The following is a 21621-nucleotide window of genomic DNA, read 5'->3' as shown; positions in this document are numbered from 1 at the left end:
CCAGCGCCGCCACACCGTGACCCATCAGGTGCCGCACGGTGGCGCATCAGGGACGCCACCGCGCCTCATCAGGCGCCACACCGTGACGCCTCGGCTGCCCACCGCACTTCATCGGGCGCCGCACTGCGTTCCGCACCGCGCGCGCACGACGTTGGACGCCGCTCGGACCTCGCCTCGCCCCGAAACCTTCGAATTTCCCGGGTGGATCCCAAGCGATCCCGGACAGAAGTCACCATGGCGTGAACGAAGCGTTGCGCTCGGCTCGGACATGGACGACGCTGACAGTGCGACCGTACACTGAAGATTCCCTCTTCCCCTGCGTGTCCCGTGACCAAGGAGCCTTTGCCCCCCATCGCCGTCGGAACGGTCATCAATGACCGCTACGAGGTCCAGAAGCACATCGGCAAGGGAGGCATGGGCGAGGTGTTCCTCGCCTACGATCGCTCCACGCAGCAGCCGGTGGCCCTCAAGCTCGTCCCCGAGCCGCAGCGCATGCCAGGCGACGACGAGGCCCTGAGGCAGGAAGTGATCCTCGCCCAGAAGGCGCGCCACCCCAACGTCTGCCGCGTCTTCGACCTCGCGCCGAGCCTGTGGGGCCCCATCATCGTGATGGAGTACATCCCGGGGCAGACGCTGCACCACGTCATCCGGCGCAGGAAGCAGTCCTCGGGGTTCAACGCCGAGGAGTTCCGCAAGATCGCGACCGACATCTGCGCGGGCCTCGCCGCCATCCACCGGGAAGACCTGGTCCACGGCGATCTCAAGCCCGGCAACGTCATGGTCTCCGACGACCGCGCCGTCATCCTCGACTTCGGCTTCGCCCAGGAGCGCGCCCGTACCGCGGCCCGGCGCCCTGGCTCTCCCCCTGACGGCGGCACGCCGCACTACATGTCGCCCGAGCGCCTGCGCGACGGCGGCTCGAGCCCGGACGACGACGTCTACGCCCTCGCCCTCACGCTCTGGGAGATGTGGACCTGCCGGGTCCCCGAGCCTGGCTCCAAGCCGCGCGTGCGCAGCATGCGCCAGCAGATCGTGTTCGACGTGCCGGCGATGCTCACGCACGACGAGATCCGCCAGATCTTCCGCGCGATGAACGAGGACCCGGCGATGCGCCCCCAGGCGCGTCACATGCGGTTCTTCAGCCCGCCGCAGCAGTCGACGATCCCGCTCAACCTCTACCGCGAGCACCTGAACCCGGGCCCCACGCCGGGTATCGCCTCCAGCCAGCACTTCACGCCGGGCGCCCAGTCCCTGCTCATCACGTACGCCACGAACGCCCCCGAGATCGTCGGCGCCCTCATCCCGCTCGAGAGGCCGGAGCTCACGATGGGCCGACGGAGTGATCAGGAACTGCGCCTCGGTGAGCCCACCGTGTCCTCCGTACACGCGATCCTCCGGTGGCAAGCCGGCTCGTGGGTGATCGAGGACCAGGGCAGCACGAACGGCACCTACGCCGACTACCCCTTCGAGCGGCGGCGGCAGCTCTCGATCCGCCACGCGAGCGACGTCCAGGTGGGCGAGTGCCGCCTGAAGCTCGTCTCGTTCAAGCCCGACTCACCGCACCACCAGCGCGCGAAGCGCTACCTCGCCAAGCGCGACGGTCTGACCGAGCTGTTCGTGCGTGAGCACCTGATGAAGGCCATCGACGAGGACGGCCTCTACGCCGACTGGGCCGAGGCCCCCATGCAGGTGGCCATCTTCCAGCTCCGCGGGGCCAACCGTCAGGTGAACGAGCGGCCCACCATCCTCGAGATGCTGGCGCTGCGCAGGGCGGCTCAAGGGGCCGTGGAGAAGATCGAAGCACAGCTCCTCAGCCTCATCCCGCTCACCGCGGGGCGGACGGGCCCCCTCCGATTCGCCGTATCGATGGTGGGTGTGAGCCAGGAAGAGGCGCGCCAGGTGCTGGAGCAGGTGCTCCCTCAGGTGCAGGACTCGCTACCGAAGTCCCTGGAGCTGGTCGCCACCCTCGTGAAGCTGGAGACGGGTCGCCCAGCCCGCACGCTGCTCGGCTAGTCGGGCGTAACCGACGCGCTCGACGACCTCGTGAAGCTGGCGTTGTACCTCGTGGGCCGCCAGCGCCGCCTCAGCGCCGCCGCGCCTCGTGGACCGCAGGCGTCTTGTCATGCGCCGCGCGCGCTGGCTTCGTGTGCGTCACGCGCCAGAGCACCCCGGATCCCTTGACCGGCTTGTGCTCGGCGCCCTCCAGCAGGCCCACGTCGACGACGTAGAGCGCCTCCCCTCGAGGATCGAAGCGCGCATCCACCGGCCGCTCCAGCCCTCCGCCTTCCCCCTGGGATGCCGGCAACGGCCCCGCCCGGTTCACCGCGAACGGCGTCACCACCCCGGTATCCAGCGCCACGCGCACCACCTGCACGCCGGCCTTCAGCTCGGGATCACCGGCCTGTGCGACGAACGCCTCGCCCACATAGCCAAACGACTCACTGCGCGAGAAGTCGAGGCGCCCCGGCGAGGAACGCAGCCCGAAGCGCACCGCCGGCATGGGGGGCGTGTCCGGGTGCGTCGCCAGCAGCCTGGGTGGCCGATCCAGCGCGCCACCGGCTGGATGCCACACCGGCTCACCCGCAGCGAAATCGGGGAAGCCGTACCAGCGCCCCTCCTCGATCATCCACAGCACGTCGGGCGCGTTCTGCACCGGCCGGCTCCCACGCGGCTCCATCCCCGTGTCCGTCGCGACCAGCCTCCCTTCCGGCGTGAACGCCAGACCGAAGGGATCGCGAAACCCCCACGCCACCAGCTCCGGCCTCCCCCCCGTCGGCGGCACACGCAGGATCGCGCCCGTGCAGGGCAGCTTGCCCTCGATCTTCTCGCCAGAGTCCACGCGCTCCCCGAACGCCACCAGCCCCCCCGTGATCGACTCCGAGCCAGGCTTCCTCGTGAGCGTGTTGGGCGTCCGGTAATTGTCCCCCATCAGCACCAGGTTCTTGCAGGCCACGTCGTGGAACGACGGGAACCTGCGCACCCAGCCGCGCTCCACGTTGTCCGCGCCCACCACGCCGGCGTTCGTCGCCGAGCCGATCCCGAAGTAGAGCAACCCGTCCGGACCGATCACCGGCCCGCTCGCGCGATGATCACCGAGCGTCGGCAGCTCGGCGACGATCGGGGTGATCGACCCCTCGGGCGTGACGCGCAGGATCTGTCCCCCGCCCTCTCGCGCGCCGCTCGCTGCGACGTAAAACGCCCCCTCGTACCAGGTGACACCAGTCCAGGGAGCCCCCCCGCCCCCGCGCACCGGCGCGCCTCGACCGCTCTTCGAGACCGGGGTCCCCGTCGCCACCGCCTTCAGCGCGCCGGCCTCACCGATCTCCAGCAAGCGAGGAGGACTCGCTCCTTCGTACGTACCGCCCGCCTCCAGCACATAGACGTGTCCGGCGTCGTCGAACGCCACGGCCACCGGCGCCGTCAACCCGGTCGCCACTGCCTCGACCTGGTAGCCGGCCGGCACCGAGATCGCCTCGGCATGTGCGCGGTGTGCGCTCGCCTTGCTCGCCGTCTCCGGCGCGCGGTCCGCCTGCACGTGGGACGTGACACATGCGGCGTTGGTGATCGCTGCGGCGGCCACGACGGCCCCCGCGCTCGCTGAGCGCATCCACGGATGGTTCATGTCGTTTCTCCCCGTTCGTGCCAGACCAGGCATCGCGGCGTGTCGCGGCGAAGCAGCCGATCCGGTCGTCTGGGCTCACAGGCACAAACCCGACCAGGCTCTTCCACAGCGCATTTCCGCCATGGCCGAGCCGAGCTGGCGTCCGTCCCCGGCTCGTGATTAGCCTCGCGCTCGGTTCACCGAGCGCCCGTTCGTTGAGGAGGCGGGGAGACCTTGGACAAACACGCCGTCATCGCCGCGCTCCGAGCGCGCATCGCAGAAGAGATCGCCACCATGACGCGCCTCGCGGTCGAGGCCGCCGAGGCCGCGTCGCACGAGGAGAACAAGCCCGAGAACGACAAAGACATGCGCTCCACCGAGGCGTCGTACATCGCGCGCGGCCAGGCGACCCGCGCACGCGATCTCGAGCGCTCGCACGGCCTGCTCGGCGCGCTCATGCTGCGCGAGTTCAAGCCCGGCGATGGCATCGAGCTGTCGGCGCTGGTGGAGCTCAAGAGCCGCGGGAGCCTCATCCGCTGTCTCATCGTGCCGACCGCAGGTGGCGAGCGCGTGACGATCGATGGCGTGGAGGTGCAAGCCGTCACGCCCACGAGCCCCCTCGGCGCTGCGCTCATCGGCCTCGCCGAAGGTGACGACGTCGAGGTCCGCACCCCGCAAGGGACCAAGGTCTACGAAGTCATCAGCGTTCGCTGACCACGGCTCACGCCAGCTCCGGCATCCGCGTCCCCACCCAGAGATCCTGCGTCTGCTCCCACGCGAGGTAGCTGTCGTCGAGCCACGCGTGCCCCTCGTCCCCCCACACCGTCCCCCACGAGTTGCGCACGAGGAAGCGACGCCCGTAGCCCACGTCCACACCGGTGAGCACCATGGCGTGCGCGCCGAGCCAGTCCTCTTTCGGTGGGATGAACTGCACGTGCCCCCCGCCTCGGTACGCCTGGAAGGTCTTGCTCACCATCGTCCCGAAGATCACGGGGTGGTTCGACCGGAGGGCCAGCTCGATCTGGCGCAGCCGCTCCGCGCCCCCCGCGGTGATCCGGTAGAAGCCCGTCAGCCGGTTCTCGGCGGCCATCGAGTACAGGCTCGCCGGCGGCGCCTTCAGCACCTGGCTCACCTCGTAGGGCCAGAACTGCTCCTCGCAGATCCCCAGCTTCCGGAGCTGCTGCGCCGCCGCCCGGATGAACGTCCCCTTGTCGATGCCGGTCGCCTCGTGCAGCGCGCGCGCATTCCAGTACAGAAAGAGCCGCGAGAGCTGCCTCACCGTGTCCGGGCGCTCCAGCCCGCGCAGGATCTCCATCGCGTCACACCAGGAGTTCGCCACGCACGCGCTCAGCGACCCCTGGCTCGACACGGGCGTGTGCTCCTGAATCTGGTGCCGCCCCGCCGCCGAGACGCCGCTCCAGCCCGAGCGCTGCTTCAGGACCCCCTCCACCGAGGCCAGGCTGCGATCACGCGCGTCCGGCTCCTCCTTGAGCCAACCGCCGACCCTCATGGCTGCTGCGCACATGCGTCCACCTCCGAGCACGCCGACACGCCGGCGATGCACCGCGGGTTGAGAAACACGCCCCCTTCGTCCTGCGTCACCCGACACGTCTCGGCGAACCGCTCCCCCAGACGGTTCACCCACATCGGCTCACCGCGTGGATTCATGCATTGCAACGCCTCGAGACGACGCTCCGCCGCCTGGCAATGATCGGTGTCCGGCACGTCCGGCGGCGTGATCTCCCCCTGGTGCGGGCCGCAGCCGAGGAGCACGCCCAGGATCACGAAGGCAACCCTCATCGTGAAGGAGCATAGCAGCGCACGTCGAGATGCGAGCGGCACCCGCGCCATCGCCCGCCACGTCAGCCAAGCCACGCCCGCGCGCGCGCCACGATCCTTGCGTGCGCGCTCACTCCCTCGACGAAGCTCCGACGCAGCGCGGGATCCTCGATCCTCGCTGCCCGCCGCAGCAGCTCGTCGCGCGCCTCGGCGATCACCGCCCGCGCCCCCTCGACATCCCCGGCGGCCGCGAGCGCCTCGGCCAGAAGCCCGCGCTCGCCGAGCAGCAGCACGTGCGTCACCTCCAGCGTCTCCGACCCCTGCAGCGCCGCCCGCGCGAGGGCCACCGCCTCCTCTGCCCTCCCTTGCGCGAGCCGCACCCCGGCCAGCACCGCGTCCGCCCACGCCGCGTCGATGGGGCTCGCCCGCGTCAGCTCCCTCCCCTTCATCGCCGCCTCCTCGGCCGCCGTCACGTCGCCGCGCCGCGTCGAGAGCTGCGCCGCCAGGAGCCAGGCGTTCCCCTGGACGAGCCAGTCACTGCGCGCCGACAGCGACCCAGCCAGCGCCCGCGCTTCCTCCACCCCCTCGTCGAGCCGGCCCTGCTCGGCCAGCGCAAACGCCAGGTGGAGACGACCGATCTTCGCCTGGATCGACCCGCCCCCGTTCGCGAAGAGCACCGGCCGCAGCAGCGCCTCGGCCTGGTGCGGCGCGCCCAGGTGGACGAGATCCGTGGCCATGCGCACGCGCATCAGGTCCTCGTAGCGGCGCTCACCGGCCGTCGCGAACGCCTCCGCAGCCTCCCGATGCAACCGCAACGCCGCCCAGGGATCACGGACGGAGAGGCGCGCCTCGTTGCCATGCGCCGCGCGCTGCCACCCCGTCACCAGCGGGTTTCTGCCCCCGAGCGCCTCGGCGAGCCGGTCGAGCCGCGTCCGGTGCGCCGCCGCGAGCTGCCGCTGCGTCAGCACGGACAGCACCTCCGAAGCGATGGCCAGCGTCCAGGCAAAGGCCCCGATCGCGGTCGCCGCAGGCTCCACCTTCAGGAGCTGACCGGACAGCAAGGGCCACATCGCGCCCGGCTGCCCCAGCAACAGTGCGTTCGCCACCTTGCCCGCGAGGGCGACGCAGTGCGCCCGCGATCCTGGCGTCGCGAGCCGCAGCACCTCGTCGACGTGGACATCCGACGCAGCGGGGTCACCACGCCACCCCTCCACCTCCGCCAGCACCCGCCGCAGCTCGGCCAGAAGCTCCCCTTGCGCCCCGCACGCGACCCCTCGCTCCGCCGCTGCCGAAGCCCCCACGAGGTCACCACCTTGCAGCAACGCCTCGCCCGCACGCAGGGCATACAGCGCCGCCCTCCCCAGCTCCCCACCGCGCTCCAGGTGCTCCGCGAGCACCGCCGCGTTCCCCTCGCCCACCTCCTCCAGCCACGCGGCGGCCAGCCGGTGACCGAGCGCGCGATCCTCTGCGGTCAAGCTCGCGTACGCCCCCTCCCGCAGCAGCGCATGCCGGAACGACAGCTCTTGCTCCCCGGGCAAGCGACTCCAGTCCCGCCGCTCGATCACCTCCTTGCGGCAGAGGGACGAGAGCGCGTCGAGCACCCCCCCCGACGAGAACTCCTCGCCGAGCAGCCGCCTCACCCCGCCCTCCCAGAACACCTGTCCGAGCACGCTCGCGGCGCGCAGGACCCGCCGCTCCTCGACGTCGAGGGCGCCGAGGCGCGCGTCCACCATCGCCAGCACCGTCTCCGGCAGCGCCTCACCGCGGCCCTCCGCCACCGCCCGGATCAGCTCCTCCAGGTAGAAGGCATTGCCGGCCGCACGCTCCACGATCTCCGAGACCTTCTCGCTCGCCACCCCCTCCCCGAGCGCGCCGCGGCACAGCGCCTCCGCCGCCCGTCGCGGCAGCGGGCCGAGCGCGATCACCTGTGCCTCCGCCTCCTCGAACGGCCGCGGGAAGCGCTCGTGAAGCTCGGGCCGCGAAAGCGCCAGCACGAACAGCGGCCGCCGACGGTGCTTGCTCAGCGCCTGCGCGAGCAGTCGCACCGAAGGCGCGTCACCCCAGTGGAGATCCTCCAGCACCAGCAAGAGCGGGTGCGACGACAGCACGGCGCCGAGCACGTCCTCCCAGGCGCGGCGGATCTGCTCGGCCATCGCCTGCGGGCTCTGGCGCGCCGCGTGGAGCGCCGGGTTCCCGTCGTCGGCGAACGGGATACCCGCGATCTCGCCCAGAAACGCGGCGACCCGAGCGGGCTCCGGCGCCCCGGTGTGCCGCTCCACCCACGCCCGCAGCCACTCTTGACGGGCCGACAGCGGCTCCGCGCCCGTCATGCCCGTGGCGCTGCGGAGCGCCGACCCGACCACGCCGAACGCGGCGGCCCGACCGAGCGCCACCCCGCGCCCGATCCACACCTCCACCTCGGGATGCGCTGCGCGGGCGCGCCGGATCACCTCGTCACGCAAGCGGGACTTGCCGATGCCTGGCGGCCCGAGCACCACCACCGCCCGCGCCGCGCCCTCACGCGCGCACACCTCGAACTGCTCGGTGATCCCTTGCAGCTCCCGATCACGCCCCACACACGGCGACGGCCTGCCCAGGAGCTTGCGCGGCCCACGCGGGCCTTCACGCTCGCCCATCAGCTCCCACGCCGGGAGCGACGCACGCGCGGGGCTCGCCTCGAACCGCGCGTCGAGCAGGCCCTTCGTCGTCTCGTCGATCAGCACCACCGCGCCCCGCGGGCCTGCCACCAAGAGCAGCGCCGCGGCCCGATCGAGGAGAGGCCCCACCGGCAAGCGCCCGGCCACCTCGGAGAGCCCCGTCACGAGCGCGATGCGCCCTCCACCTCCCCACTCCGCGAGCACCGGCTGGAGGCCGAGCGCGCACCGCGCTGCACGCGCCGCTTGATCCGACGCCTCCAGCCCGGCCTCGCCTTCGAGCATCACCACCGCCGCGCCGCTCGCGATCACCTCCACCCGTGCGCCGAGGGGCGCGACCGAGCGCTCCAGCGCCTGACGACGCGCCGCGAACGCCTCCGCGGGCAGCGTCTCGCCGAGCGTGAACGCCACGGCCTCCGGCGACGCGACGACCACCGACAGGACCCGCCGCTCCCCGGTGGTGAGGGCGCGCCCCTCCCCGGGCACGGACGGCACCGACGAAACCCGGGCGTCGACGTCGCGCTGCGAAGGCCGGGACGCCTCCCCGCTCGCGCGCTCACCCATCGCGCGTGTCGGCAGCTCGTCTGCCTCCACCAGACCCCGCAACGCTTCCAGCACCCGCGACGCGCTCTCGGGCCGCTGGGCCCGGTCCTTGATCAAGAGCTGCGTCACCAGCGCCTCGAGGGCGGGCGGCACGTCTCGGCGAAGCTCCCGCAGAGGCGGGACCTCCTCGAACAGAAGCCGCGCGAGCAACGCCATCACGTGCGATCCCGTGAACGCGGCGCGACCGGCGAGGCACTCGTAGAGCACGGCGCCGAGCGAGAACAGGTCCGAGCGCGCGTCGGCCAGCTCGCCCCGCGCGAGCTCGGGCGCCAGGTATCCCGGCGTGCCCATCAGGACCCCCGTGCGCGTCAGCGCCCGCTGGCCTGCGTCGATGCGCGCGATGCCGAAGTCGAGGAGCCTGGGCCGCCGCGGATCACCCCCCTCGAGGATGAAGTTCGAGGGCTTGATGTCACGGTGGACGACCCCCCGGGCGTGCGCGGTCTCCAGGGCCTCCGTGGCCATGAGCCCGAGCGCGATGGTCTCGTGCACCGACAGCGGCGCGCGCTCGAGGCGCTCGGCCAGATCCTCGCCCTCGATCCACTCCATCGCCAGCCAGGGCTGCCCCGCGGCCGTGATCCCGTGCGCCACGTAGCCCACGATGCCCGGATGGCGAAGGCCGGCGAGGATCTGCGCCTCCGCGGAGAAGCGCGCCGCAGGCCCTCGGGTGGGATCGAGGAGAACCTTGAGGGCCACGAGGCCGTCTCCGAGCCGATCCCGCGCCCGGTAGACCGCGCCCATGCCGCCCGCGCCAGCGAGGCGCTCGATGACGAAGCGTTCTGCGAGGACGTCCCCCGGATTCACGGGCGACAGGATGCCGGGAACTCCCCGTCGACTGGCAAGCAGTTCCGGTGAGGGTGGACGAGAGGGAGCGCAGCTCGCCGGGGTCCACGCTCGGAGGGCGGAGGCGTGGCCGGGCAGGCGCGCTGTCCTGGAGCGGGTCCGAGAGCCTCGGGGCATGCCAGCACGGGGGCCAGCAGCGCCAGCTCGAGGGCATGGGAAGGTGCGCTGGGGCATGTCGGGCCGCCGGGGGCCACGCCGACGGGAGCAGGAGGCGTCATCGAGGCCTGGATGACCCCGCGGGCAGCTGACGGCGGCCTCATCGAGGCCGCGATGACCCGGCGGGCAGCTGACGGCGGCCTCATCGAGGCCTGGATGACCCCGCGGGCAGCTGACGGCGACCTCATCGAGGCCGCGATGACCCCGCGGGCAGCTGACGGCGACCTCATCGAGGCCGCGATGACCCCGCGGGCAGCTGACGGCGACCTCATCGAGGCCGCGATGACCCGGCGAGCAGCTGACGGCGACCCCATCGAGGCCGCGATGACCCCGCGGGCAGCTGACGGCGACCCCATCGAGGCCGCGATGACCCCGCGGGCAGCTGACGGCGACCCGTCAGGCGCGCGCCGTCACGGCTGCAGCAGCGGAAGGTCAGCGAAACCGCGCGCGTCGTGCGCCGGGACGATCGTGATCTCCTGGAACTGCGCGCTGAGGGCGGAGAGATGGACGAGGCCATCTCGCACTTTCGCCTCGTCGGAGTCGACCGCGAGCCGCCAGATCCACGGCCGCTCCTCCCGCTCGACCACGCCCTCGCGCTGCCACGCGAGATCCCCGATGAAAGCGTAGCGCTTGCCGGCAGGGAGCGACACGAACACGATCACCGAGCCGGGCGTATGACCCGGAGCGGGCACGACGACGATCGCTCCATCGCCGTACAGGTCGTGGCTCTTCGGGTAGCCGAGGTACGGACCGCCCTCGAAATCGTACTCCTCGTAGTGGACCGCGCTGGTGCTGCGCGCGACCACCGTACGCACGCCTCCTTCGTCGACGAAGCGTCGCTCTTCGCGCGTGATGAGCACCGGAGTCGTCGGAAAGTCGGCGAGCCCGCTCGTGTGATCCCAGTGCGCGTGCGTGAGGAGGATGCGGAGCTCGTTGGGTTCGTAACCAGCGGCGCGAAGCTGCTCGACGGCGGGCAGCGCGCGTTCGTAGGTGGTCACCAGACGAAATGCGAGCGGCAGCCGCTGAAACTGCGCGTCGATGTCGCGGCCGAAGCCGGTGTCGATCAGGAGGTCGCCTCGCGGATGCGCGATGAGCGCCGCGATGACCGCCGAGTTGCGCTCTTCGAAGAACGAGCCACCACGGTAGGCAGAGGCCGCGCGTCGATGAACGAAGCCCGTGGGCAGGCGGTGGAGGGTCATCCCGGCTGGAGGGGTCGCGGGCGGGAGCTGGACGGCGAGCGCCGGGCCCGCTGGAAGTGGCGCAGAGGCGCACGTGCGCAAGAGCGCCGCGATCCCCACGAGGGCGGCAGCAGCCAGCGCGAGACGAACCTTCGCGACGTGCGGCGATCTTCTCCCCTTGGTCATCGGGTGCCATCCACGAGGAGAGAGTAGAGCACCGACCCGGACCGAGCCGAGCCGAGAGACGCGCGGACCGCAGGCGGGCGACGGAGGGTCGTCGACACGTGACGTCGCGTTCGCCGAGGTTCTCCGCTGGCGGCTCCGGAGACCGTCAGCCCCGGCGCGGGCCGCTCCCACCAGCGACGGAGGCTCGGCTGCGCTCGACCTCGTCCTCCACGGCCCGCACCGCGGCGCTCGCGCTCTCGGGCGTCCCGGCACGCGCCTGACGGACCACGCGCGTGCAGAGGTCCATCAGCCGGAGCAGCGCGAGGCGCGAGGCGGCGTCGTGCAGCTCCTGCGCGAGGGCGCCGAGGGTGTCCATGCGCCCCTCGCTGGCGGCCGCATGCATGCGAGCAACCAGGGACGGGGCGCGCCGCACGACCAGCCCGATCACCTGATCGAGCACGTCGCGATCGCTGGCTGCAGCGGGCGGCACGGCGCCGGACTCCAGGGTCCGGGCGCGTGCCGCCGCGGGCTGCCCGGTGGGCCGCTGGAGCGCCGACGGCGGGGGTGGCGACGACTCCGCAGGGATCGGGGGGTGCGAGGGGGCGGCCGGGCCCGCCGAGGGCGTGCGGGGCTCGTCGCGCCGCACCGCCTCGTAGGCGCCCGAGCGGTGCGGCGGCGGATGGAAGGAGTCCGGCGCGGAGCCCATGGGAGGACGGGGGCGCGAGGAGCGCTGCGGTGCGGCGCGCTCCTCCGCGGCGGGGAGCAAGATCGCGCGCAGGGCGGTGTGGAGCTGGCTCACACGCACGGGCTTGGAGACGACGACCGTCTCTCCGGCGCTGGCAGCCGCGGCCGGATAGGCGAGCAAGACGACGTGGGTCCGGGTCGCTGCGGCCAGGGAACGGACGCGGGCCGTGCCGCCCCCCGGCAAGGTGGCGTCGAGCAGCACCACGTCGAAGGGGGTGCCCATCGTGGAGGCGACCCGCATGGCGTGCGTCGCTTCGCTCTCGGACTCGGCAACCTCGAGGTCCGTGGCGAGCAGCTCGACCATCGCACGCACGGCGGCACGCGCCGGGGCGCTGTCCTCGACGAGGAGCACGCGCTTGCCACCGAGGTCCACGCGAGGCACGAGCCCGCGGGTCGTGGAGCGGCCGCGGCGCTCGAAGGCCAGCTCGAACCAGAGCACGCCGCGGCCCTCGGGGTCGGTCGCGCTCTGCAGCTCGCCGCCCAGGATCTCGACGAGGCGCTTCACCAGCGCGAGGCCGAGGCCAGCGCCGCCGAGCGTGGGAGAGAACGGGTCGAGGGTCCGCACGCCGCGGCGCTCGGGAGTCTCTCGCGCGCGATCGCGACCTGGCACATAGCTCATGGTGAAGCGGGTCGAGACACCGCCGGCCGTCTCGCCGATGAGCTCGACGCGCAGCGAGACCTCCCCGCCGTCGCGGCGCCTGGTCGCGCCCGCCGAGGCCACCGCGAACACGCCGAGCCTGGCGAGGAGCTGACGCAGGCGAGCGGCGTCGCCGCGGACGCCACCAGGAATCTCGGGCGGAAGGACGAACACCAGCTCCACGCCGCGGCGCTCGGCGTCGGCTGCGAGCGTTTCACCCGCCTCTTCCACGGCGCGGCGCAGGTCGAAGTCGAAGCGCGTCGGCGAAGCCACGCCGGGCGACAGCTCGCTCAGGGCGCGGATGTCCTCCAGCATCTCGATCATGGCGTCGCCGCTCGCCTGGATGCGCTGGGCGAGCTCGCGCTGCGCGCCATCGAGGGGGGTGTCGAGCAGGTCTTCTGCGAGCCGGAGGACGCCGCCCGCCAGGGTGCGCAGGTCGTGGTCGACGCCCCCGAGCGGCTCTGGCGCCGCAGGCCGCTGACTCGGCGCGTAGATGGCTCCACCCCGTCGTGGTTCGAGGGGGTTGGCGCCGAATGCCTCACCCGTCGCCCGGCCTGTCTCGTCCGCCACGTCTCCAGCTTCGTCGCGTGCGCTGCCCACGGCTACCTCGCCCTCGCCCGCCTGCGGCACGCGATGCTACCAGAGGGTCGAACCGTGCGGTGAGCTGACCGACGAGTCACGAACGAAGGATCACGGAAAAGTCATCAGACTGAAGGGTTCCAGGGAGCATGCACGGCCTGAGCGACCCCGCTGGACGTGACGCAGACGGCCGAGGATGCGCTTCGTGCTCGCCACGTCTGCCATCACCGCTTCAACTGCCGGCGAGCGCCGAGGCCGGCTCCACGCGCGCCGCTCGGCGTGCTGGGCCCCACGCGCCGAGCGCTGCGAACAGCGCGCCGAAGGCGACGCCTCCCAGCGCGAGCCACCAGGGGAAGTCGAAGAAGGTGGAGGGCTTGAAGGGGAAGTCCGGCAGTTTGTGGGCCGCTGCCCAGTCGACGAAGAACGCCGTGATCCGCGCGGCGACGAGCCCAGCAGCGCCGCCGACGACGCCCACGGCGAGGGCGAGGGTCATCATCCAGAGCCGCATGTCCAGGCCGGTGGCGCCGACCGCGCGGTAGAGGGCGATCTCGGCGCGGCGCTCGGTGACCAGGACGCGGAAGGTGTAGGCGATGTTCGAGGCCGAAACGACGAGGATCACCCCGGCGACGAGCGAGAGGAGGGCGATGATGCCGTTGATCAGCACGCTCACGTCGCGGGCGCGGGTGTCGCGGGGCTGGAGGCGCATGGCCGCGCCGGCGTCGATCACCGCGCTGGTGTCGGCGCCCGTTCCCACCTGGACGATGACGCTGGAGTAGCGGGCGGCGGCCTTTGCGCCAGCGAACTCGGCGTTCCAGCGGCGCACGACCTCGATGGGGAAAGTCACCCCGAGGTCGATGGCGCGTCGGGAGACGCCGACCAGCTTCACCTTCACGTTCCGCGGGTTCCCCTGACGCGCGCGGCCGAGCAGGGAGTCGCCGAGGCGCATGTCGAAGACGACGCCCTCGGCGCGCCGCACGATGGTGGAGCCCACGGGGGGCAGGTTGTGCGCAGGCGCGAGGGTCTTGTCGAAGATCTCGAGCAGGTACTGGCTCACCAGCACAGGGACGGGATCGCTGCACCGGCCGCGCGGCGCGGCTCCTGGCTCGGCAGCTCCGGCCGTCCCCTCCCCTGCCGCGACCCCTCCAGGCGCTGCACCGCTGCCCGCCGCAGCGCCCGCCCCCAGCTCGCAGTACTGGGGCGCGGTGCAGCCGGCGTCGTCGACGCAAGCTCGGCCAGGGCGCGCTAGGGGATCGGCGAAGGCGGCGGGGTTCTCGAGATCGCCGTCGCCTGCGAGGAGCGCGGGGTCGATGCCGTCGCCGATCAGCTCGCTGGTGCCGACCTCGCGGCCGAGCAGCTCCTTGCCCCCGCGTGCGCTCGACGGAAATGCGAGCTTGAGCTTGGGGTAGATGCCGACGACGCCAGGCACGGCGCCGAGGCGCTTCACCTGGTCGGCGTCGATGCCCGGCGGGTCTCCCCCCTTGAGGATGAAGCCGAGCAGGCCGGGATCCTGCGCTTTGGGTGGCTCCAGCTCGATCTGGTCGATGGGAAAGACGCGGCCGAGCAGCACGGCGCGGACGCCCAGGCCGAGGGCCAGGAAGAAGATCATCGCGGCCGTGCCTGCGGCGATGCCGAAGCCGCTCGTGGCGAGGGCCCCCCGGGTGCGCCGGAGATCGCGTCGGACGAGGGTGGTGAGGGCGCCGAGCTTCATGCCATGGCCTCGTCGGGGGTGAAGGCGGCGCGGCTCATGGTGCCGCCTCGTCGATGCGGCCGTCGCGCAGCCGGATGACGCGGGTGGCGACCTGGGCCAGCCGCTCTTCGTGGGTGACGGCGAGCACGGTCAGCCCGCCTTCCGCGTGCAGCTCGCGGAAGAGGGCGATGGCGCGCGCGCCGGTCTCGGCGTCGAGGTTGCCGGTGGGCTCGTCGCAGAGGAGGAGCGCCGGGCGCTGGAGCAAGGCGCGGGCGATGGCCACGCGCTGCCGCTGCCCGCCGGAGAGCTGACCCGGGTGATCGCTCGCGCGATCGGCGAGGCCGAGGCGATCGAGGAGCGAGAGGGCGCGTCCGCGGAGATCGGGGCCTTCGGGGTCGAAGAGCGCGGGGGTGAGCACGTTGTCGAGCACCGAGAGGTGCGGGAGCAGGTGAAACGCCTGGAAGACGAAGCCGATCTTGCGGCAGCGGAGGTGCGAGAGGTCGGCGTCGCGGAGCTTGGCGAGGTTCCGGTCGAACAGCTCGACGCGGCCCTCGTAGCCGCGATCGAGGCCGCCCAGGATGCCGAGCAGGGTGCTCTTGCCCGAACCGCTGGGCCCGAGGACGGCCACCAGCTCGCCCTCGTCGATGGACAAGGTCACGCCGTCGAGGGCGTGGCGCGCCGACTGGAGATCGCCGTAGGTGCGGCGGAGGCCCTCGGTGCGGACGATGGCCATGCTCAGAGGGCCTTCGCCGACCGCTTCCGCTCGGGCAGCGCCGTCACCTCGACCCGAGCACGATCGACGGCCTCCTCGGCGGCGCGCAAGCTCACCGCCGAGGGGTGCTCGGACGAGGCGAGCTCGCGGCGGCTCAGCCCGAAGAGGCGCAGGAGGGACTCTGGTGGCTGGAAGTCGAGGTCCTTCTCGTGGACGAAGAGGCGGCCGAGGTGCTCGGCGTAGGCGCCGGCCAGCTCGCGGAAGGGGATCTGGTCGAAGGCGAGCGCGCGCCTTCGGCTCGCCGCGGCCGAGGCGAGCAGCGCCGCGAAGAGAGTGTTGTAGACGACCTTCAGGCGGGGGCGCATCCACCAGGGGCTGCGACGCAGCGCGTGACGGAGGAAATGCACGTTCAAGGGGACGTGGAACGACTCGTCACGGGTCAGGATGGTGAGGATCTGACGGATCGCCGGGTGGCGCGCGCGCCGGAGCGCCAGGCGGTAGGTCGTCGAGCCGATGGTCTCGAACATGAGGTTGGTGAGAACGATGGTCTCCACGCGCTTGGCGCGCCCATAGAGGCCGTAGAAGGTGCCCGTGACGCGCCCCATGGGGCGGATCTCACCCCCGAGCCAGGCGATGAACTCGGTGAGCAGCTCGCGGTGCCATCCTTCCTCGTTGCCGTAGAGGCGAAGGCACTCGGCCAGCTCGGGATCCCAGCCGCGGATCTCGTCGGCGAGCGCGTGGGCCTGGGTCAGCCCCGACTCTTCGGCGCGGTAGGCCGCGTTGAAGAAGGCGATGGCCGCGCTCCGCTCTTCCTCGCTGGTCCAAGGGATCGGCGTCGACAGGTCGAGCTTCTCCTCGTACATCCTCTCGGCACGGCGTCGCAGCATGGCGAGCCACCACGACGTGGGGCGCTCGTGAGGTCGACGACCAGCGGCCTCGTCCAGGCCGGGTCGCGGGCTGTGCGGATTCCGGGAAGTCGACGTGTTCGCGGGGGCGTGCTCCTTCGGAGAGGAGGCGACAGTACAGTCCAGGGACACAGTGCTCCCCTGTTACCGTCGGGGGCTCCCTCCGACAACCGACTTCCTGCCTCGAACAGTCCGCTTCAGCCCGCGGACCTTTCCATGCCGCGTCGGTTACAGTAGCCTGCAGGTGAGCGTGGCGTTCGAGCAACTGGTCCTGCCGCTCGGGGGAGTGTCTCCACCCGCTGAGCCCACCCGGATTCCCCGGACACGTCGGGTCTTCGTGAATCGCCACCTGAGGCTCGGTCAGATCGACTGGGTGGGGTTCGACATGGACTACACCCTGGCGATCTACAACCAGACCGAGATGGACGCGCTCTCCATCCAGGGCACCATGGGCAAGCTCGTCGCGCGCGGCTACCCGGAGAGCGTGCTGCATCACATCAGCTACCCGATGCATTTCCCCATGCGCGGGCTGCTGATCGACAAGCGCCACGGTCACATCCTCAAGATGGACCGCTTCAAGGTGGTGCAGAAGGGCTACCACGGCCTGCGCGAGCTCTCGAAGGAGGAGATCCGCAGCCTGTACCAGCACCGGAAGATCCGGACCAACACCGGCCGGTACCACTGGATCGACACGCTCTACGCGCTGAGCGAGGCGACGCTGTACGCGGCCATCGTCGACGCACTGGAAGCGCGCGGCGACGAGGTGGACTATGCGCGGCTGTTCGCCGACATCCGCGAGTGCATCGACGAGGCGCACCGCGACGGGACCATCGTCGACGCGGTGATGAACGATCTTCCGCGCTTCATCGAGCGCGATCCGAACCTGGCGTCGACGCTCCACAAGCTCCGCTCGGCGGGCAAGAAGCTGTTTCTCCTGACCAACTCGCGCTGGGAATACACCGAGCGGATGATGACGTACCTGCTCGGCGACGCGATGCCCGAGTACCCGAGCTTCCGCCACTACTTCGACGTGATCATCGTCGCAGCGCAGAAGCCGGCGTTCTTCCAGGAGCGCCGTCCGCTGATGGTGCGCGACGGCGACAGCGTCCGCCCCGCCGCTCCGCCGCTCGAGCGCGGGGCCATCTACGAAGGGGGGAACCTGCTCGACGTGGAGCGTTTCCTCAACGTGTCGGGCGATCGGGTGCTCTACGTGGGCGACCACATCTACGGCGACATCCTCCGCTCGAAGAAGGAGAGCGCCTGGCGCACGGCGATGATCATCCAGGAGATGGAGGCGGAGGTGATCGCGCACGAGGCGTGCCGTGATCACCATGCGCAGTGCGGGCTCCTGGAGAATCGCCGAGAAGAGCTGGAGGATCAGCTCCGCTTCTACCAGCAGCGCATCAAGGATCTGAGCCGCCAGATCGAGGAGTCGCCACGCGTGACGAACGGCGCCTCTTCACCGCCGCGCGTGGACTACGCCATCTCGTTCCTGGAGGCAGAGCGCGCCCGAGCAAAGCGTACCGTCGAGCGGATCCGAGGCCAGCTCCGCGCGCTCGACGTGGACATCGGCCGCATCGAGCGGGAGATCGATCGGCACTTCCACCCCTACTGGGGATCGCTGCTCAAGGAGGCCAACGAGGTGTCGAGCTTTGGCGATCAGGTGGAGGAGTACGCCTGCATCTACACGTCACGGGTCTCCAACCTGCTCGCCTACTCGCCGCTCCAGACGTTCCGCAGCCCGCGCGATCTGATGCCGCACGAGCTGTGATCGGTGCCGTGACCGATCACCGTCGGCGCCGCGATCGCTGACGGGCTTCGCGGACGGACCGCCAGCGGCGCGGCTACTGACCGAAGATGTTGGGGAAGGAGAAGCCGCCGCCCGAGGCGCCACCCGTCAGTCTCCAGGTGTTCGCCGTCTGCTGGACGATGGGCAGCCGCAAGGAGGGGTGCGGGTGGCTCAGTTCGAAGGCGAACACCACGTGCGCCGGGGTCAGCTGGTCGAGGGAGGCGAAGAACTGGAGGGTGAGCAGCGCGCCACCCTCGGTCCAGCGGTAGGACTGCTGCTTCGCGCCGGCGGACAGCAGGTTGTTCACGCCGGCCACGTCGCAAGCGATCTCGTTGGGCTGGTTGAAGACGGGGGCCACGCGGCGGAGCATGCGCCCGAGATCGGCGGGGTTCACGCCGCGGCTGCCGCCCTGTCCGTTGGCGCAGCCGGTGTGGCCGAGGTAGTGGTGCGCCAGTTCGTGGCCGAGGACGAAGGCGAGCTGCTCGTCGTAGATCTGGTGCTGCCGCGTCACCTTGCGGCTGTCGGTGTGCTGGGTGGGATCGATGAAGCCCGCCGGGGGTCTGACCAGCGGCTGACCCTGGCGCTGGTTCTGCGCGAGCAGACGCATGTACTCGTCGAGCTTGCGGGTACCGAACACCTCGTCGGTGGCCTTGAGCTGGGCCATCTGCGCCTGCATCTCCAGCAGGCCGTCGGTGACCGCCATGAAGGGCAGGCCCTGATCGTCGCAGCCGGCGAAGGCGTTCACCTCGCCCGGGGTTGCGTCGGAGAAGAAGGGGATGCCATTCACCTTGGCCTGGTTGGCCGAGGAGAGCGCGCCGACGAGGTGGCCCATCACCGACCCGGCCTCGTTGCGCATCCAGTCGAAGTTGATGTCGTTGAGCGGGTCGTTGGAGACCGGCAAGCCCGCAGGAGGAACCTGCGGCACCGTGGGCGGCGGCCCCGAGGACGGCTGCGGGGCAGGCCAGCCTGCTTGAGGTTGCTGCGGGCCCCCTTGCTGCGGGTAGCCTTGCTGCGGGTAGCCTTGCTGCGGGTAACCCTGCTGCGGGTAGCCTTGCTGGCCCCCGTAATAGCCGGGGTACTGCGATCGGCTCGACCTCTGCTCCTGGCAGCCAGCCGCGAACACCAGGGTCAGGGTCAGAGCACCCAACGCTCTCAGCGAGATCATTTCCCCGAGCATAGCGCACCGCCGCCGGCTGGCCCTTCACCACGTATCGACCAGCACGATCCCTGCCTGGATGACCGCCTCGGGCGCCCACCGCGCCGGGCCGCCTCGGGGTCCTCGGGAGGGCATGACGGCGGAATCAGAACCGCGCCTGTGGCGGCCTCGTGGTCCTGGGCAGCCAGAGGCGATGGCCGGCGGCAGAAAAGTGCAAGGTCGGAGGGGAGCGCGCCGTTATCGTGCGCGAGGTCCGTCCGATGAGCCATATCCCCCTTCCCGCGCGTCAGGAGTCAGGAGCAAGAGGCCCCATGAGCAAATCTCCCCTTCGCGCCCCCGGGCGGACCCTGGCGGTGATGGCGCTGACCGGCGTCGGCGTGACGGCGGCGCTCTCCGGGTGCAGCAGCGCCGGGCCGCACGCCGGGGCCCCATCGTCCAAGTACGCCGCCGCCGAGGTCGCCGCCCCCGTGACCCCCTCCAGTCCGGAAGAAGCGCTGAACGAGCTCGATCGCGCGGAGTGGCAGCTCGCCCAGATCATCGGCGGAAATGCGGATCGAGCCTTCGCCACGCCACCCGGGGCGGGCGCCGCCCCGGCCGAGGCCCCCGCGCTCCCGACGCCGCAGCAAGCGCCTGCTCCGCCCCCCAAGACGACAGGAGAGAGCCGCGAGGATCGACCCGAGCCGCTCTCCGAGCGGCGCGCCGACGAGAGGCACGAGGCCAACGCTTGCACGTCCGCGTGTCATGCGCTGGCGTCGATGAGCCGGGCTGCCAACAACCTGTGCGGTCTGGCCGGTGAGGTCGATGGCCGCTGCCTCGGCGCGCGCACCCGGGTGAAGAACGCGACCGATCGGGTGCAGTCTCAGTGTCCGGCCTGTAGCCTCTGAAGGAGCGCTGCGGATGGCGAAGCGTCTCGATCACATCCTCGTCGTCGATCTCGAGTCCACGTGCTGGCAGGGAGCACCACCCCGAGGCGAAGAGGGCGAGATCATCGAGATCGGCGTCTGTCTCGTCGACGTGACGACATGGGAGCGCCGTGACAAGCGCTCGATCCTGGTCCGGCCGGAGCGTTCCAGGGTGAGCGACTTCTGTACGTCGCTGACCACCCTCACCCAGGCGCAGGTCGACACCGGGTGCTCGTTCGCCGAGGCGTGCGCTGTCCTGCGCAAGGAGCTGAAGAGCGAGGACCGGCTTTGGGCGAGCTACGGGGACTACGATCGGCGCATGGTCGAGCGGCAGTGCAGCGCCCGCGGGCTCCGCTATCCGTTCGGGCCGAGCCACCTGAACGTGAAGTCGCTGCTCGCAGTGAGCCTCGGTCTGCAGCGGGAGGTGGGGCTCGACGAGGCGCTGCGCCTGATCGGGTTGCCGCTCGAGGGGACCCATCACCGGGGGCACGACGATGCCTGGAACATCGCTGCCGTGCTCGGCGCGACGCTCGGCGCAGCGCGCAAGGGTCTCCCCGTATAGGGTCCGCAGCGCTGGCTCGCCGCAGACGGGACGTGTCGCTGCGGGCGCTCACCCGGGCCTCCTGCTGGAATCGGTCGGCTCCCGGACGACGACGAGGTGAGCCCCATCAACTCCGGGTAGGCTCCACTCCATGAAGCCGATCAACGAGCGGGCAAGCCACTTCGAGAGTGTCCACGAGCGCAAGGAGTGCGCTGTGGGGTCGCACAGGTGGCGCTACTTCGTCGGGAAGGGGTCGGGGGACGCTGTGCTGCTCTTGACCGGGGGGACCCGCCTGGGCCTCGGCTGGCTCGATCTGGCGACGGCGCTGGCGCCCGACCACCGGACCATCGTCGTCGATTATCCCCATACCGTCGGCTCGTTCGACGTGCTCGCCGAGGGGGTGCTCGCAATCCTCAACGCCGAGCGCATCTCCTGGGTCAACGTGGTCGGGCAGTCCGCGGGAGGGATGCTCGCCGAGATCCTGTCGCGGCGTGATCCCCAGCGAACGAAGTCGATGGTCGTCTCGGGCAGCGGCCTCTACAGCCCCGAGGACATGTCGCGGCTCGAGGAGCGGCGGGCGTCGATCGAAGGGATGAACGAGGAGCAGTTCCGCGAGGCGACGCTGGGGTCTCTCCGGACGACGTGGAAAGACAGCGCCGATGGGGAGTTCTGGATCGCGCAGATCGAGGCGACGTTGCGCGACGGGACGGGACGCGAAGGCGCTCTGAACATGTTCGCGGCCATGATCGACCTGGCGCGGCGGCTGCCGGATCTCCAGCGGCAACCCGCCTGGCAAGGCCCCCTCCTGGTGCTCAAGGCGAGCGATGATCCGCTCATCACGGAGGCGCACACGCAGCATCTCGTCGATCTGCATCCAGGGTGTGAGCTGCGCTCGTTCCCCACCGGAGGCCACTCGCTGCTCCTGACCAGGCCGGAGGAGTACATCGAGGCGGTCCGGAGCTTCCTCTCCCAGGTGCACCAAGGCCACTGAGC

The 21621-nt window shown here is 71.2% G+C and carries 16 protein-coding genes; 6 read left to right on the top strand and 10 right to left on the bottom strand.

What is annotated here, in order from left to right; translation table 11 throughout:
* Nucleotides 1-327: 327 nt before the first annotated feature.
* On the top strand, nt 328-2013 hold the full coding sequence (locus CMC5_RS22050) for an FHA domain-containing serine/threonine-protein kinase (protein ID WP_050432266.1): 1686 nt from the start codon (nt 328-330) through the stop codon (nt 2011-2013).
* A gap of 70 nt (nt 2014-2083) precedes the next feature.
* On the opposite strand, the gene CMC5_RS22045 is transcribed toward CMC5_RS22050, so the two are convergent.
* Nucleotides 2084-3607 (bottom strand): PQQ-dependent sugar dehydrogenase, encoded by a 1524-nt coding sequence (locus CMC5_RS22045; protein ID WP_156338787.1) that lies wholly within the window; start codon nt 3605-3607, stop codon nt 2084-2086.
* Nucleotides 3608-3835: 228 nt separating this feature from the next.
* Between CMC5_RS22045 and CMC5_RS22040 the strand changes: the two genes are divergently transcribed.
* Nucleotides 3836-4315 carry a GreA/GreB family elongation factor gene (locus CMC5_RS22040; RefSeq protein WP_050432264.1) on the top strand — a complete coding sequence of 160 codons (480 nt, stop codon included), beginning with the start codon at nt 3836-3838 and terminating at the stop codon, nt 4313-4315.
* Between the two features lie 7 nt (nt 4316-4322).
* Here CMC5_RS22040 and CMC5_RS22035 read toward each other — a convergent pair whose 3' ends face one another.
* The 8 genes from CMC5_RS22035 to CMC5_RS22000 all read right to left on the bottom strand — a co-directional run bounded on the left by CMC5_RS22035 (nt 4323) and on the right by CMC5_RS22000 (nt 16222).
* Nucleotides 4323-5111 (bottom strand): C1 family peptidase, encoded by a 789-nt coding sequence (locus CMC5_RS22035; RefSeq protein ID WP_050432263.1) that lies wholly within the window; start codon nt 5109-5111, stop codon nt 4323-4325.
* Nucleotides 5108-5401 carry a hypothetical protein gene (locus CMC5_RS22030; protein WP_156338786.1) on the bottom strand — a complete coding sequence of 98 codons (294 nt, stop codon included), beginning with the start codon at nt 5399-5401 and terminating at the stop codon, nt 5108-5110. The genes CMC5_RS22035 and CMC5_RS22030 overlap by 4 nt, the downstream gene beginning before the upstream one ends.
* Nucleotides 5402-5463: 62 nt before the next feature.
* Nucleotides 5464-9438 carry a serine/threonine-protein kinase gene (locus CMC5_RS22025; RefSeq protein ID WP_050432261.1) on the bottom strand — a complete coding sequence of 1325 codons (3975 nt, stop codon included), beginning with the start codon at nt 9436-9438 and terminating at the stop codon, nt 5464-5466.
* A gap of 605 nt (nt 9439-10043) precedes the next feature.
* Nucleotides 10044-10997, bottom strand: a complete 954-nt coding sequence (locus CMC5_RS22020; RefSeq protein ID WP_245677692.1) for an MBL fold metallo-hydrolase — start codon at nt 10995-10997, stop codon at nt 10044-10046.
* Between the two features lie 145 nt (nt 10998-11142).
* The gene (locus CMC5_RS22015; RefSeq protein ID WP_050432260.1) at nt 11143-12987 is read right to left on the bottom strand and encodes a response regulator; all 1845 of its coding nucleotides are present in this window, start codon (nt 12985-12987) and stop codon (nt 11143-11145) included.
* A 181-nt stretch (nt 12988-13168) separates the two neighbouring features.
* Nucleotides 13169-14644: an ABC transporter permease gene (locus CMC5_RS22010; RefSeq protein ID WP_050432259.1), complete on the bottom strand. Its 1476-nt coding sequence runs from the start codon at nt 14642-14644 to the stop codon at nt 13169-13171.
* 34 nt (nt 14645-14678) lie between these two features.
* The gene (locus CMC5_RS22005) at nt 14679-15356 is read right to left on the bottom strand and encodes an ABC transporter ATP-binding protein (RefSeq protein WP_082362689.1); all 678 of its coding nucleotides are present in this window, start codon (nt 15354-15356) and stop codon (nt 14679-14681) included.
* A 2-nt stretch (nt 15357-15358) separates the two neighbouring features.
* Nucleotides 15359-16222, bottom strand: a complete 864-nt coding sequence (locus tag CMC5_RS22000; RefSeq protein WP_245677691.1) for a ferritin-like domain-containing protein — start codon at nt 16220-16222, stop codon at nt 15359-15361.
* 355 nt (nt 16223-16577) lie between these two features.
* On the opposite strand from CMC5_RS22000, the gene CMC5_RS21995 reads away from it, so the two are divergent.
* The gene (locus tag CMC5_RS21995; RefSeq protein ID WP_245677690.1) at nt 16578-18011 is read left to right on the top strand and encodes an HAD-IG family 5'-nucleotidase; all 1434 of its coding nucleotides are present in this window, start codon (nt 16578-16580) and stop codon (nt 18009-18011) included.
* Nucleotides 18012-18084: 73 nt separating this feature from the next.
* Here CMC5_RS21995 and CMC5_RS21990 read toward each other — a convergent pair whose 3' ends face one another.
* Nucleotides 18085-19176 carry a M48 family metalloprotease gene (locus CMC5_RS21990; RefSeq protein ID WP_245677688.1) on the bottom strand — a complete coding sequence of 364 codons (1092 nt, stop codon included), beginning with the start codon at nt 19174-19176 and terminating at the stop codon, nt 18085-18087.
* Between the two features lie 320 nt (nt 19177-19496).
* Between CMC5_RS21990 and CMC5_RS21985 the strand changes: the two genes are divergently transcribed.
* The 3 genes from CMC5_RS21985 (at nt 19497) to CMC5_RS21975 (ending at nt 21619) form a co-directional block, all read left to right on the top strand.
* Complete coding sequence (locus tag CMC5_RS21985) at nt 19497-20069, top strand: hypothetical protein (protein ID WP_050432257.1); 573 nt, start codon at nt 19497-19499, stop codon at nt 20067-20069.
* Nucleotides 20070-20082: 13 nt separating this feature from the next.
* Complete coding sequence (locus tag CMC5_RS21980) at nt 20083-20649, top strand: 3'-5' exonuclease (protein ID WP_050432256.1); 567 nt, start codon at nt 20083-20085, stop codon at nt 20647-20649.
* Nucleotides 20650-20779: 130 nt separating this feature from the next.
* Complete coding sequence (locus tag CMC5_RS21975) at nt 20780-21619, top strand: alpha/beta fold hydrolase (RefSeq protein WP_050432255.1); 840 nt, start codon at nt 20780-20782, stop codon at nt 21617-21619.
* Nucleotides 21620-21621: the final 2 nt, after the last annotated feature.

This window comes from Chondromyces crocatus (assembly GCF_001189295.1).
Taxonomy (GTDB): domain Bacteria; phylum Myxococcota_A; class Polyangia; order Polyangiales; family Polyangiaceae; genus Chondromyces; species Chondromyces crocatus.
Note: the sequence above shows the minus strand (reverse complement) of the source record. Positions and strands in the feature narration are given on the sequence as shown.

Excerpts from the sequence above, each read along its gene's own strand:
- CMC5_RS22045 (WP_156338787.1), bottom strand. The coding sequence starts at position 3,607 with ATGCGCTCAGCGAGCGCGGGGGCCGTCGTGGCCGCCGCAGCGATCACC.
- CMC5_RS22035 (WP_050432263.1), bottom strand. The coding sequence starts at position 5,111 with ATGAGGGTCGGCGGTTGGCTCAAGGAGGAGCCGGACGCGCGTGATCGC.
- CMC5_RS22030 (WP_156338786.1), bottom strand. The coding sequence starts at position 5,401 with ATGAGGGTTGCCTTCGTGATCCTGGGCGTGCTCCTCGGCTGCGGCCCG.
- CMC5_RS22020 (WP_245677692.1), bottom strand. The coding sequence starts at position 10,997 with ATGACCAAGGGGAGAAGATCGCCGCACGTCGCGAAGGTTCGTCTCGCG.
- CMC5_RS22010 (WP_050432259.1), bottom strand. The coding sequence starts at position 14,644 with ATGAAGCTCGGCGCCCTCACCACCCTCGTCCGACGCGATCTCCGGCGC.
- CMC5_RS22005 (WP_082362689.1), bottom strand. The coding sequence starts at position 15,356 with ATGGCCATCGTCCGCACCGAGGGCCTCCGCCGCACCTACGGCGATCTC.
- CMC5_RS22000 (WP_245677691.1), bottom strand. The coding sequence starts at position 16,222 with ATGCTGCGACGCCGTGCCGAGAGGATGTACGAGGAGAAGCTCGACCTG.
- CMC5_RS21985 (WP_050432257.1), top strand. The coding sequence starts at position 19,497 with ATGAGCAAATCTCCCCTTCGCGCCCCCGGGCGGACCCTGGCGGTGATG.
- CMC5_RS21980 (WP_050432256.1), top strand. The coding sequence starts at position 20,083 with ATGGCGAAGCGTCTCGATCACATCCTCGTCGTCGATCTCGAGTCCACG.
- CMC5_RS21975 (WP_050432255.1), top strand. The coding sequence starts at position 20,780 with ATGAAGCCGATCAACGAGCGGGCAAGCCACTTCGAGAGTGTCCACGAG.